The organism is Aquicoccus sp. (assembly GCF_041686535.1).
In the GTDB taxonomy this organism is placed as follows: domain Bacteria; phylum Pseudomonadota; class Alphaproteobacteria; order Rhodobacterales; family Rhodobacteraceae; genus Aquicoccus.
On record NZ_JAWLDS010000007.1, the window covers coordinates 1 to 13,084 of the forward strand.

11 protein-coding genes are annotated in these 13,084 nt (G+C 65.4%); 5 read left to right on the plus strand and 6 right to left on the minus strand.

Features of this window, described 5'->3' with window-relative positions:
* From ACESL9_RS02920 to ACESL9_RS02930, 3 genes are all read left to right on the plus strand, one after another.
* On the plus strand, nucleotides 1-834 hold an 834-nt coding region (locus ACESL9_RS02920), incomplete at its 5' end, for an NAD-dependent epimerase/dehydratase family protein (protein ID WP_372674484.1).
* A gap of 113 nt (nucleotides 835-947) precedes the next feature.
* Nucleotides 948-2,105, plus strand: a complete 1,158-nt coding sequence (locus ACESL9_RS02925) for an NAD-dependent epimerase/dehydratase family protein (RefSeq protein ID WP_372674485.1) — start codon at nucleotides 948-950, stop codon at nucleotides 2,103-2,105.
* 39 nt (nucleotides 2,106-2,144) lie between these two features.
* Entirely contained in the window at nucleotides 2,145-2,882 is a 738-nt protein-coding gene (locus tag ACESL9_RS02930) for a phosphoadenylyl-sulfate reductase (RefSeq protein ID WP_372615069.1), read from the plus strand.
* A gap of 19 nt (nucleotides 2,883-2,901) precedes the next feature.
* Here ACESL9_RS02930 and ACESL9_RS02935 read toward each other — a convergent pair whose 3' ends face one another.
* The gene (locus ACESL9_RS02935; RefSeq protein ID WP_372615070.1) at nucleotides 2,902-3,813 is read right to left on the minus strand and encodes an MBL fold metallo-hydrolase; all 912 of its coding nucleotides are present in this window, start codon (nucleotides 3,811-3,813) and stop codon (nucleotides 2,902-2,904) included.
* 39 nt (nucleotides 3,814-3,852) lie between these two features.
* Here ACESL9_RS02935 and ACESL9_RS02940 point away from each other — a divergent pair, with 39 nt between their 5' ends.
* Nucleotides 3,853-5,154, plus strand: coding sequence for an ATP-binding protein (locus tag ACESL9_RS02940; RefSeq protein ID WP_372615071.1), 1,302 nt, complete (start codon nucleotides 3,853-3,855; stop codon nucleotides 5,152-5,154).
* 23 nt (nucleotides 5,155-5,177) lie between these two features.
* Here ACESL9_RS02940 and ACESL9_RS02945 read toward each other — a convergent pair whose 3' ends face one another.
* From ACESL9_RS02945 to ACESL9_RS02955, 3 genes are read right to left on the minus strand one after another with little or no spacing between them, the layout of a single operon-like run.
* The gene (locus tag ACESL9_RS02945) at nucleotides 5,178-6,728 is read right to left on the minus strand and encodes an indolepyruvate oxidoreductase subunit beta family protein (protein ID WP_372615072.1); all 1,551 of its coding nucleotides are present in this window, start codon (nucleotides 6,726-6,728) and stop codon (nucleotides 5,178-5,180) included.
* Nucleotides 6,725-8,875: a thiamine pyrophosphate-dependent enzyme gene (locus tag ACESL9_RS02950; protein ID WP_372674486.1), complete on the minus strand. Its 2,151-nt coding sequence runs from the start codon at nucleotides 8,873-8,875 to the stop codon at nucleotides 6,725-6,727. The genes ACESL9_RS02945 and ACESL9_RS02950 overlap by 4 nt, the downstream gene beginning before the upstream one ends.
* 9 nt (nucleotides 8,876-8,884) lie before the next feature.
* Nucleotides 8,885-9,355 (minus strand): MarR family winged helix-turn-helix transcriptional regulator, encoded by a 471-nt coding sequence (locus tag ACESL9_RS02955; protein ID WP_372615074.1) that lies wholly within the window; start codon nucleotides 9,353-9,355, stop codon nucleotides 8,885-8,887.
* 261 nt (nucleotides 9,356-9,616) lie between these two features.
* Between ACESL9_RS02955 and ACESL9_RS02960 the strand changes: the two genes are divergently transcribed.
* The gene (locus tag ACESL9_RS02960; protein ID WP_372615075.1) at nucleotides 9,617-10,372 is read left to right on the plus strand and encodes a 3-hydroxyacyl-CoA dehydrogenase; all 756 of its coding nucleotides are present in this window, start codon (nucleotides 9,617-9,619) and stop codon (nucleotides 10,370-10,372) included.
* A gap of 34 nt (nucleotides 10,373-10,406) precedes the next feature.
* Here ACESL9_RS02960 and ACESL9_RS02965 read toward each other — a convergent pair whose 3' ends face one another.
* Both ACESL9_RS02965 and ACESL9_RS02970 read right to left on the minus strand, forming a co-directional pair.
* A complete protein-coding gene (locus ACESL9_RS02965) occupies nucleotides 10,407-11,192 on the minus strand; it encodes an ion channel (RefSeq protein WP_372615076.1) in 786 nt (261 codons plus the stop codon).
* A gap of 42 nt (nucleotides 11,193-11,234) precedes the next feature.
* The gene (locus ACESL9_RS02970) at nucleotides 11,235-13,052 is read right to left on the minus strand and encodes an ABC-F family ATP-binding cassette domain-containing protein (RefSeq protein WP_372674487.1); all 1,818 of its coding nucleotides are present in this window, start codon (nucleotides 13,050-13,052) and stop codon (nucleotides 11,235-11,237) included.
* Nucleotides 13,053-13,084 lie beyond the last annotated feature (32 nt).

Below are 13,084 nucleotides of genomic sequence, written 5' to 3' on the forward strand. Positions count from 1 at the left end.
GTGCTCGACAACGAGTCCATGGGCGACCGGCGTCATCTCGACGGGTTCGGTGTGCGCTTCATCGAGGGCGATATCCGCGATACGGACGTGCTCGACCATGCTGTCGCCGGGCAAGAGGTCGTCGTGCATCTGGCCGCCGATACCCGCGTGATGGATTCCATCGAGAACCCCGAGTACAATTTCGACGTCAACGTCAACGGCAGCTTTCGGCTGCTGCAGGCCTGCCGCAACCATGGCGTCGGCCGCGTCGTTGCCGCCTCCACCGGCGGCGCGATCCTGGGCGAGGTGCCCGCCCCCGTGCATGAGGAGATGGTGGCCAAGCCGATGGCGCCCTACGGCGCCTCGAAACTCGCGATGGAGGGATACCTGTCGGCGTTTTCGGGCGCCTATGGCGTGCAGGGCTGCGCGCTGCGGTTTTCCAACATCTATGGCCCCCGTTCCTATCACAAGGGCAGCGTGGTGGCGCATTTCTACAAGCAGATCCTCGCCGGCAAGCCGCTGACCGTCTATGGCGATGGCAGCCAGGCGCGTGATTTCCTGTTCATCGGCGATCTCGTCGAAGGCATCAGGCGCGCGATGGAGATTGACGCCACAGGCGTGTTCCAGCTGGGCAGTGGCCGGCCGACCACGGTGAACGAGCTGCTCGACATCATCCGCGACGTGACCGGCCGTGCCCCCGAGGTGCGCTACGAGGATTTCCGCGCCGGAGAGATTCACACGACCTGGTGCGACATTTCCAAGGCCCGGGACTCGCTCGACTTCGATCCGGATACCCCGCTGGCGGACGGAATGCGACAAACCTGGGCATGGTTCACGGACCGCGCGAGTGGATGATCTCGATCCGTGCAAACGCGCCTTGACATGCCCGAACAGTTCGCGGCACAGGTCAGGAAGGCTCTGGCGCTGCGCTGCGGGCGTGCTTGGATTATGAAAACTAGGAGAATCAAATGAAAGTCATCGTACTTGGGGGGGACGGATTCTGTGGTTGGCCGACCTCGCTGCACCTGTCCCGCCGCGGGCATGACGTGATCATCGTGGACAACCTGTCGCGCCGCGAGATCGATCTGGAACTCGAGGTGGACAGCCTGACACCGATCCGGCCCATCGGCGAGCGTCTGCGCGTCTGGAAAGAACTGACCGGCAAGGAGATTGAGTTTCACAACTTCACGGTCGGTGAGCATTATCACAGGCTTCTCACGCTGATCGAGGACGAGAAACCCGACGCAATCATCCACTTCGCCGAGCAGCGCGCCGCGCCCTACTCGATGAAGTCCGCATCGCACAAGCGCTATACCGTCAACAACAACCTCAACGCCACCAACGACGTGCTCGCCGCGATCGTCGAGTCGGGCCAGGATATCCACCTGATCCACCTCGGCACCATGGGCGTCTACGGCTATGGCACGGCCGGGATGAAGATCCCCGAGGGGTATCTGAAGGTGAAGGTCGACACCGCACACGGCCCCAGCGAACAGGAGATCCTCTATCCCGCCAACCCCGGGTCGATCTATCACATGACCAAGACCCAGGATCAGCTCTTCTTCCACTTCTACAACAAGAACGACCAGATCAAGATCACCGACCTGCACCAGGGGATCGTCTGGGGCACGCAGACCGACGAAACCCGCATGGACGAGCGGCTGATCAACCGTTTCGACTATGACGGCGATTACGGGACGGTGCTGAACCGCTTCGTGATGCAGGCGGCGGTGAACTACCCGATGACCGTTCACGGCACCGGTGGCCAGACACGCGCCTTCATCCATATCCAGGATACCTGCCGCTGTATCGAGCTTGCGCTCGAGAATCCGCCACAGAAAGGCGAGCGCGTGAACATCCTGAACCAGATGACCGAAACCCATCGCGTGCGCGAACTGGCCGACATCATCGCCAAGATGACCGGCGCCGAGATCGCCTATCTCGAAAACCCGCGCAACGAGGCCGACGAGAACGATCTGCATGTTGCGAACGATCGCTTCCTCGGCCTCGGGCTTGAGCCGATCACGCTCAATGACGGCCTGCTCGAAGAGGTCAAGCAGATCGCCGAGAAATACGCGGATCGTTGCGACCGGGACAAGATCCCCTGCGTCTCGCTCTGGAGATAACGCCAGCCGAGGTCATTCGCGATCACGCTCGGAGGGAACATGCAACTGGAAACCAATCAGCGGCTTGAACTCACCGAGCGTGCCGCGGCGCTCACACGAAACTACGAGCGGCTGCGCACCCACGACCTGCTGCGCGGCCTGCTCACCGAGGACTACCCCGGGCGCATCGGTCTCGTCTCCTCCTTCGGGGCCGAGGCGGCCGTGACGCTCCACATGGTCGCCGAGATCGACCCATATACACCGGTCATCTTTCTCGACACCTGGAAGCACTTTCCCGAAACACTGGCTTACCGTGACGATCTGGTCACGCGGCTGGGGCTTTGCAACATGCAGACGGTGACGCCCCGCCCCGTTCACCTTGAGGTCGAAGATCCCGATGGCAATCTCAGTGCACGTGACCCCGACCGCTGCTGCCACTTTCGCAAGACGCGGCCAATGCTTCAGGCGCTGCGCGCCATGGATTGCTGGATCACCGGCCGAAAGCGCCACCAGGCCGACACGCGCAGCGAACTGACCCTGTTCGAAGTCCAGGATCGCTGGATCAAGGTCAATCCGCTTCTGGACTGGAGTCCCGACGACGTGGCCGCATACTACCGGACGCACGATCTGCCCCCGCACCCGCTGACATCCCAGGGATATCCTTCGATCGGATGCGTTCCCTGCACGCGACCCGTCGCGCCCGGAGAGGACGCGCGCGCCGGTCGCTGGTCAGACAGTGAAAAGACCGAATGCGGAATCCATTTCGAGAATGGCAAGATTGTCCGCGGTGGCACCTAGGCGCGGCGGCGCCCACCCCTCATGCCAGTGAAAAGCGCGCATCCGCCGACAGGTGCGGATGTGGCGTGACACGGCGTTTGCCGGTCAGATCGACAAGATGCGCAAACACGTTGCGTGTGGCGGCGCCGAGAAGCGCGGGCGGCGTGTCGGTATAGATCCGCGTGGCCAGCCCATAGGCCGTGTCGGGGCCCTCCGCCAACCGCGAAAGGATCTCGGCCTCGCGCCCCTGCCGATGGGCCACCAACCAGTCGAGCCGCCCCGCCGGGTCGTCGATCGGCGCCCCGTGACCGGCATGGAACACCCGCCAGTCGCGGCGCTGCAACCGTGCGCAGGACGCCATGAAATCGCTCAGATCCCCGTCGGGCGGCGAGACCAGCGAACTGGCCCAGCCCATGACGTGATCCCCGCAGAAAAGTGCATCCCCCCATGCCAGGCTGATGTGGTTGCCGTAATGCCCCGGCGTGTGGACCGCCCGCAGGCTCCAGCCATCGCCCGCAAGGGTCTCGCCATCGCCCAGCACCTGGTCGGGGTGAAACCCGGTATCGACGCCCTCGCCGCCCCCGGCCAGCCCCTCGTCGGCCAGCTTCTGCATCACCGCCGAGCGCCCCGCCTGCCAGTCGCCGAATCCCACGATGGGCGCGCCGGTTTCGCGCGCCAGCGCCCGCGACAGCGGCGAGTGATCGACATGCGAGTGGGTCACGACGATATGGCTGATCTCCTGCCCGGGGCGCAGCGCATCCAGAATGGCGCGCAGATGCGCCGCGCTTTCGGGGCCCGGGTCGATCACGGCCAACTGCCGCTCGCCCAGAAGATAGGTATTGGTCCCGCGATAGGTCATCGGTGACGGGTTCGGCGCCAGGATCCGGGTCAGGCCCGGCTCGATCTCGATCGGCACGCCCGCGGGCGGGTTGAAATCATCGGGGCTTTGCATCGCTCTTCCTTGTGGCTCGTTCCCCGGCTAGGAATAGGCATGTTTTTCGATTGGCTCAAACGGTATATGCCACGCTCGCTTTACGGGCGGGCGGCGCTTATCCTGATCCTGCCGGTCGTGCTGCTGCAACTGGTGGTCTCGGTGGTCTTCGTTCAGCGCCACTTCGAAGGCGTCACGCGCCAGATGAGCCAAAGCACCAGCCGCGAGCTGGCCCTGGTGATCGCCTCGGTCGAAAGCGGTGACGAAAGGGCCACGCACCAGGCCGACCGGTTACAGATCGAGGTGCGGCGGCTGGCGAACGGCGATTTGCCCGGACGCGACTCAAGGCGCTGGTATGATTTCTCGGGGCTGATCATTCGCGAGGAAATGCGCACGCTGCTGCCCGGTTTCGCAGGAATCGACCTGCCCGATGACCAGCGGGTGCAGGTCTATGTTCAAAGCGAGGCGGGCCCCCTCGAACTCGGCTTCGACCGGAACAGGGTCTCGGCGAGCAATCCGCATCAGCTTTTTGCCAACATGCTCTTCTTTGGCATCCTGCTGACGGTGATCGCCTTCATCTATCTGCGCAACCAGTTGCGCCCGATCAAGCGGCTCGCCCGCGCAGCCGAGGCTTTCGGACGCGGGCGGCACGTGCCTTACCGGCCCACCGGCGCGGTCGAGGTGCGCGCAGCGGGTCATGCCTTTCTCGACATGCGCGCGCGGATCGAGCGGCAGATCGAACAGCGCACGCTGATGCTCTCGGGGGTCAGCCACGACCTGCGCACCCCGCTGACCCGTCTCCGGCTTGGCCTCGCGCTGCTCGACGAGGACGAGCGCGCACCGCTCGAACAGGATGTCGACGAGATGCAGCGCCTGCTCGACGCGTTCCTGGCCTTCGTGCGCGATGCCTCCGAGGGTGAGACCGAACTGGTCGATCCGGTCGATCTGGTGCGCCGGATCGTCGAGGACAGCCAGCGCGCCGGTCATCCTGTCACCCTCGTCCAGGCTACGGGCGAAGGGCCGGTCCCCCTGCGCTCACTGGCCATCCGTCGCGCGGTCGAGAACCTGATCACCAACGCCGTGCGCTATGGCAACTGCGCCGAGGTCTCGGTCGAACTGACCGACAAGTCGCTGCGCATCCGGGTCGAGGATGACGGCCCCGGCATCCCCCCCGAAAGCCGCGAAGAGGCGATGCGCCCCTTCACCCGGCTCGACACCGCGCGTAACCAGAACCGCGGCTCGGGCGTCGGGCTGGGCCTGTCGATTGCCACCGACGTGGCCCGCGCCCATGGCGGTGTGCTCCGGCTCGGCACGAGCGACACACTGGGCGGGCTCAGGGCCGATATCGTGATCGCGCGTTAAAATATTCCTGGCGGGCGCCCCCCTCAGGCGAAACTGCGCACCGTCTTGAGCGCGCCCTCCAGCGCCTCGCCCTTCTCGTCCTGCAACGCCGCCTCGCGCAGCCGCGCGACCCACTGGGCGGCATCCTCGCGCCCGCGCAAAAGTCCGGCCCCCTCCATCACCCGGTCGAACTTAGACAGGCCCCGTGCATGGGTGTCGGAATAGCCCTTGATCAGCCGCCGACAGCGCATCATCTCGACGGCCAGTGCGTAATCCTGTGACACGGCCTCCCTGACCACTACCAGCCAACGGTCAAGATGCGCCTCTTCGTGGCGGTGGCGCAGGGTGCGGCGGCGATACCCGCGCAGGCCGCCCAGCGCATAGAGCATCAGGAACGATCCCAACCGATGGGTGCGCACCCGCCGCCCACGGTTGAACCAGCGGTCGAGCCGCGCCATCCATTTCGGGCTCGCCTCGATACGTGCACCGATGCGCGCGGGCAACAGCCCGGCGATCTCCTCGGCGCGCGGATGCATGAACTCGGTCAGCGCCACGGGCCGGTCGCCGGCACCCATTTCCTCGCGGATACGCGCGAATCGCGCCGCCCGGGTCTTGAGATCGGCCACCCGGATCACGTCGTCATAGGCCATGGCATTGGCGATATGTTTCGCGGCCTCAAGGCTCAGCTCATGACCCTGCGCCGCATCGTCCAGTGCCGCGATCTCTTCGAGCCGATCCATGTATTCGCGGCCATAGTCCACGTCCTGGAACGCCACCACCTTGCGCAATCCGTGCAGGGCCATCTCCTGCGCCGGTCCCGGCAGGGCACGCGCACGGGTCGCCAGCGCCTCCCATTTCTCAAGCAATGGTTTCGGCCCCTGCGCCGCCGCCTGCATGGCAGGGGCCGGGCTCTCGCCGGCATCCTCCGGCTCTGCCACATCGTTGCGCGCCCGCTCGAAAGCCGCGCCAAAGGCCTGCAAGGACGCCTCGACGCCCTTGCCCGACGCGCGGATCGCATCCTCGAAGGCCGCGCGTGGAAAGGGCAGAGCCCCCGACCCCGCCAGCGCGCCAAGCAGCGAGGACGAGATCACCGAGCCATTCTCGGCCGCCATGCGATCCATGTCGAACGAGATGAGCTTGTCCGCGGCCAGTTCCGCCGCCGCGCGCACCTCCTCGGACGAGGCGATGCCGTCACCCGGCGCCATCTTTTCCGAAACCGCCAGCGCACGGTGGGTCGAAGCGATGAGCGTGGTGCGATCCGGGGTGACGAAACCGCGCATGATCGCACGTCCCGCCTCCATCATCTCGGCGGCGATCAGGATATCGACGTCACCCGCCGCCGGGGCGAGCGAAAACACCGGCGCGCGGTCGCCCAGCGGGGCCATCTCGATGTAGTAGATCGTGGCCCCCGTCCGCTGGGCAACACCCGCGACCGACGTGGCCTGACAGGCATAGCCTTGCGCGCGCGCTACCGCCTCGATCCAGCTGGTGAGCACTCCACCGCCCTGCCCGCCCACGGCCATGACGGCCAGCTTGATGATGGTGCCGAGTTTCGCGTCGGGTCGGCGCGGGGCCAGGGCCTGCTGAACGGTCATCGTGCACCCTCCGCGAATTCAAGCCGCCGCGCGGAGCGGCGCGCCTGCAACCAGCCGATGATGCGGGTCGACAGGGCCTGCCACCACCGCTCGATTCCCTTGGGGTTGTGCACCACATCGGCGCGGTAGAAGCTGGGGCAAAGCACGGCGGCATCCGCCACCTCGCCGCAATTGCCGCAACCGACGCAGGATTGGTCGATATGGGCGATGGGATCGTCGCGCAGCGGGTCGTCGAGCCGTTTGAGAGACAGCGACGGACAACCCGAAAGCCGGATGCAGGCATGATCGCCGGTGCAAATATCCGCGTCCACGCCAAAGCGCGGCACCTCGACGCGCGCACCCTCCCTGATCGCGGTGTTGCGCAGCGGCTTCTCGCGCCGCTGGCGATTGAGCATGCATTCCGATGAGGCCACGATCACCTTTGGCCCCGTCACGTCGGTGGTCAGCGCCTCGCGGATCGTGTCACGCATCCTGCCCACGTCATAGGTATGGTCGATCTGGCGCACCCATTTCACGCCCACGCCCCTGAGCGCTTCGGCAATCGGCTGCTGGGTGGTCTTGGTCGGGTTCTCGGCGCGGCTCGACAACACGTCCTGCCCGCCCGTGGCCGCCGAGTAATAGTTATCCACGATCACCGCCACGCTGTCGGACTGGTTGAACACCATGTTCCCGATCGAGGACGACAGCCCGTTGTGCCAGAACCCCCCATCCCCCAGGAACGAGATCGCCCGCCGCTCGCCGCCGCCGTCGAACGCCGCGTTCGAGGCCGGGCCAAGCCCATACCCCATGGTCGAGCCGCCAATCTCGAAAGGAGGCAGGCTGGCAAAGAGGTGACAACCGATATCGCCGGTGATCTGGTGCTTGCCCATTTCCTCCTCGACCAGTTTCATCGCGGCAAAGATCGGCCGCTCCGGGCAGCCGGTGCAAAACCCCGGCGGCCGGGTCGGCACGGTTTGCGACAGGTCGGGAATTTCCGGCGCCGGATCGTTGGGCGCGCGCACCTGCCCCGGAAGCAACCCAGGCGCATGTTCCTTCAAAAAGGCGGTGATCCCGTCCAGCATCACCTGCCCGGTATATTCGCCGGCCATGGGCAGCATGTCCTTGCCATGCAGTCGCACCTTTAGGCCCGCGCGCAACAGCACCGTGGACAGGCCCTGTTCGATGAACTCGGGCTGCCCCTCTTCCACCACCAGCAGCCCATCCTTGCCACGCGCAAAGGCTTCGAACTCGTCGCGCACGATCGGATAGGTCACGTTGAGACAATAGATCGGCACCGCGCTGTCGCCATGAATGTCGGCCAGGCCCAGCCGCTGCAAGGCGCGGATCACGCCGTTATACATCCCGCCCTGGCAGACAATGCCGATGCGTGCCTCACCGGGGCCGAAAACCTCGTTCAACCCCTTGTCGCGGATGAATTTCTCTGCCGCCGGCCAGCGGTTGTCGATCTTGTCCTGCTCGTGCCGATAGGACATCGGCGGCAGCACCACCCGGTTGAAATCACGCTGCGGGTCGGACAACGCCTCGCGCACCGTCAATGGCGGGCGGCGGTTGTCGCGGCAGTCGAAACTACCCGTCACATGGCACGACCGGATGCGCACCATCAGCATCACCGGCGTGTTGCTCGCCTCGGACAGCTCGAACCCGTCGCCCACCGCCTTGACGATCGAAGGCAGGTTGGGCCGCGGGTCGAGCAGCCAGAATTGTGATTTCATGGCAAAGGCGTGGCTGCGCTCCTGCATGATCGACGATCCCTCGCCGTAATCCTCGCCCACGATGACCAGCGCCCCGCCATTGACGCCAGACGAGGCGAGGTTCGCGAGCGCATCCGAGGCCACGTTGACACCCACTGACCCCTTGAACGTCACCGCCCCCCGGATCGGGTAATGCACCGAGGCCGCCAGCATCGCCGCCGCCGCGGCCTCCGAGGCATTGGCCTCGAACCGTACGCCCAGTTCGCCCATCAGGTCCTCGGCATCGGCCAGCACGTCCATCAGGTGGCTGATCGGCGCGCCCTGGTAGCCGCCGACATAACCTACACCGTTTTCCAGCAGCGCCTTGGTGATCGCAAGGATCCCCTCGCCGGTGAAGGTCTCGCCCGCGCCCATGCGCAGGTGCTCGACTTCGCGTTTGAACGATCTCTCGGCCATGTGCCCCCTTCAGAATGCGTTGTGGCGCACGTTGCGCAGGATCTTTTGCAGCGTCGCGACAAAGGCCCGCTGCTCGGCCTCCGGAATGTCGCGGAACATCTGGTCATGCGCAGATGCCATCGCGGGCCAATGCCGCTCGAACGTGGCGCGGCCCGCATCGGTGATGAACACCCGCGTGGCACGGCTGTCGTCCCGGTCGGGCGCGCGCCGGATCAACCCGTCGGCCGCCATCCCGTCCAGCGCCCGGCTCAGCGTGGATTGCTCGACCACCGCGTAAACCGCCAGTTCCCGGATCAGGATGCCGTCGATCACCGCCAGGACCGCCAGCGCGCGCATCTTGGGCGTGCTCATGCCCTGATGCGCCATGTCCGCGCGCAGCGTGGCGTTGTAGCGCCCCATGATGCGGTTCATCAGGTAGGGCGCGAAATTGTCCAAACCGATCTCGCCAAGTCGGCGCGTTGCCTCGGCCTCGTCCTTCATCCGCCTGCCCTCCCCGGTGAACGCGCGCCTGTCCGGCGCGGTTCGACGTTAGGTGATTTTATATGCGTTTGCAATTACCTTGACGTCACCGCCCGCCCAACTGGTTCGTCCATGAAGGCTCGTTTTCAGGATTCTTCGAAACATCTCCTTATTTAATGCGTTTGCATATACCGATCCACAACCCGCCACAGGCTTTGACAAGACCCGCGCGCCCGCGCTAATGAACAGCTGTTCAATTCATTCAAACCGGAGGGATCGCCCATGCGCATCCAGGATACCGCTGCCATCATCACCGGGGGCGCCTCGGGCCTTGGCGAAGCCACGGCCCGCCAATTCGTGGCAGGAGGCGCACAGGTCACGCTGCTCGACCGCGACAGCGCACGCGGCGAGACCGTCGCCAAGGAGATCGGCGCCACGTTCGCCGAAACCGACGTCACGTCCGAAGACAGCGTCGCCGCAGCCATTGCCAAGGCGAAATCCGACATGGGCCGGATCACCTGCGCCGTGAACTGCGCCGGGATCGGCACCGCCGAAAAGACCCTGGGCAAGGAGGGGCCGCACAGCCTCGACCATTACAAGCGCATCATCGACATCAACCTGGTCGGCAGCTTCAACGTCGCCCGCCTCGCCGCCGCCGAAATGGCCACCAACGACCCCGACGATGACGGTGCGCGCGGCGTGATCGTCAACACCGCCTCGGTCGCCGCCTTCGACGGGCAAAAGGGCCAGGTCGGCTATGCCTCGTCAAAGGGCGGCATCGTCGGCATGACCTTGCCGATGGCGCGTGACCTTGCGCGCAGCGGCATCCGCGTGATGACCATCGCGCCGGGCATCTTCGCCACGCCGATGCTCATGGGCCTGCCGCAAGAAGTGCAGGACAGCCTCGCCGCCGATGTCACCTGCCCGCAGCGGTTGGGCGATCCGTCGGAATACGCGCGCCTCGCGCAGTTCATCGTCGAATGCGGCTATCTCAACGGCACCGTGATCCGCATCGACGGCGCGCTTCGGATGCAATAGGCTCGGGCCGCGGCGGGCCGCGCGCCCCTCGCGGTCATCCCACGCCTTCGGTCTCGATCTTGAGGTCGTGCCCGCAATGCTTGCAGTGGATCGCGTCCGGATCATGCTTGAGCAATCCGCATTCCGGGCATTTGTGCCGCACCTTCGCAGGCATGAAGATCGCCCGCGCCAGTCGCAGGAAAAGCCCCACGCCGATCACCATGATCCCCACAGCCAGAACCCGCCCGGTGCCCGTTGTCATGATGATATCGCCATAGCCCGTCGTGGTGAGCGAAGTCACCGTGAAATAGAGCGCATCGACATAGGTCTCCAGTCCCGGCTCCTGCCCGCCGCGCAACACCAGCACGAGCGCGGTCATCGCGAAGATGAACACCAGAAGATTGACCGAGGCGAGAATCGCATCCTCGTGCAGGCGAAAGAACCGCACGTCCCGCCTCAGGTCGCGCAAGAGGTGATAGGAATGCACCAGCCGCAGCGCCCGTATCACCCGCAGCGCCGCCCATCCCTGCCCCAGGAACGGCGCCGAGGCGAGCACGACAAGCACCAACAGGTCGACGATCACGTAGATCTGCCGCATGTGGCGCAGCCCGTTCTCCGCGATCCAAAGTCGCCCCAGGAAGTCGGCAAGGATCAGCGTGCCGACCACCGCGTCCGCCGCGATCAGCCAGGGGCTGATCGGTATCGCCGCCGTCGCGAGGAAAAACACGATGGTCACCGCGTCGAAGATCAGCAGACCATAGCGAAACCGCGTCGCGCGCTTGCTGCGCCCCTCGTAGAGTAGGCGAAGGCGGTCCCGGACTGTGCGATCTGACTGGCTCATGCGAAACAACTTACCCAAGCCTGCGCGCGACCTACAGAAAAATCAGCTTTCGGCTTTCTCGGCCAGCGTCAGCCATTCTTCCTCGGCCGCGGCCAGTTTTTCCTGCCGCTCGACCAGCGCCTCGGTGGCCTTGCGGAACTTGACCGGCTCGGCGGTGTAAAGGTCGGGCTGCGCCAGAAGCTCCTCGAGCTTGGCAATCTCCGCCTCCAGCCGTTCGATCACGCCGGGCAACGCCTCGAGGCGGTGCTTCTCGGTGAAACTCAGCTTCGGCCTGGCGCTGACTTGCTGCGTGATCTTTTGGCCGGAAGATTTTGCTTTCTCTGACTTTTCCTGCCGCTCCGACGCCTCCGTGCGGGATTTCTGCCGCTGGTAGTCGCTCCAGCCTCCGGCATAGACGGTGGCGCGCCCATCGCCTTCCATCGCCACGGTTACGCTCGCCACCCGGTCGAGGAAATCGCGGTCGTGGCTGACCAGCAGGACGGTGCCCGCGTAGTCATCCAGCAGTTCCTGCAACAGGTCGAGCGTCTCCACGTCGAGGTCGTTGGTCGGCTCGTCCAGCACGAGCAGGTTGCTCTCTCGCGCCATCAGCCGGGCCAGCAACAGGCGCGCTTTTTCCCCGCCTGACAGGGACTTGACCGGCGCCCTGACCTGTCGCTCGTCGAACAGGAAATCCTTGAGATAGCCCACCACGTGACGCGGCGCGCCGCGCACCATCACCTGGTCGGACTGTCCCGAAACCCGCATTTCCTTGTCCTCGGTCAGGCTGTCCCAGAGGGTCGCCTCGGGGTCGAGCTGCGCGCGCGCCTGGTCGAACACCGCCGGAACAAGGTTGGTGCCATGGCGCACGCTGCCGCTGTCGGGCTCGATCTCGCCCATCAGCAGCTTGAGCAAGGTGGTCTTGCCCACACCGTTGGGCCCGACAAAGGCCACACGGTCGCCCCGCATCACCGTCAGGTCAAAGGGTCTCAGGATGAGCTTGTCATCGTAAGACTTTGAAATTCCTTTTGCTTCGATCACCTTGCGGCCCGATTTCGGCCCCGAGTCGAGCGCCATCGCCGCGGCGCCCTGCCGCGCGATCTGGGCGGCGCGCTCGGCCCGCAGATCGGCCAGCGCCCGCACCCGGCCCATGTTGCGCTTGCGCCGCGCGCTGATCCCCTCGACCGCCCATCGCGCCTCGGCCTTGATCTTGCGGTCGAGTTTGTGGCGGGACTGGTCCTCTTCGTCCCAGATCTTGTCGCGCCAGGCTTCGAAATGCGCGAAACCCTTTTCCTGGCGACGGGTCATTCCCCTGTCTATCCAGAGGGTTGCGCGCGTCAGCTCACGCAGGAACGCGCGGTCGTGCGAGATCAGGACAAAAGCCTTGCGCGTCGATTTCAGCTCCTGTTCCAGCCACAGCACCGCCTCGATATCGAGATGGTTGGTCGGCTCGTCCAGCAGCATCAGTTCGGGGCTTTCGGCCATCAGCTTGGCCAGTGCCGCGCGCCGCCGCTCCCCGCCCGAGGCGGTGTCGACGGCGCGGTCGGGATCGAATTTCAAGCCCTCCCCGGCGCGCTCAACCTTGTAAAACTCGCCCGGCTCCAACTCGCTCGATGCATAGTCGCCCAGCGTGGCAAAACCCTTCATCTCGGGCTCCTGCTCCATGTAGCCCACGCTCACGCCGGGGCCGGCAACCCGGCTGCCACGGTCGGGTTCGATCAGCCCCGCCATCACCTTCATCAGGGTCGACTTGCCCGACCCGTTGCGCCCCACCAGTGCCACCCGGTCGCCGGGCTGGATCACCAGCGACAGGTCGTCGAACAGCGGCTCACCGCCGAAGGTGAGGGAAATGTCGGTCAGTTGAAGCAAGGGAGCACGCGCCATGCCGCTGCGCTACCCCGCGCACGGGCCAAGGT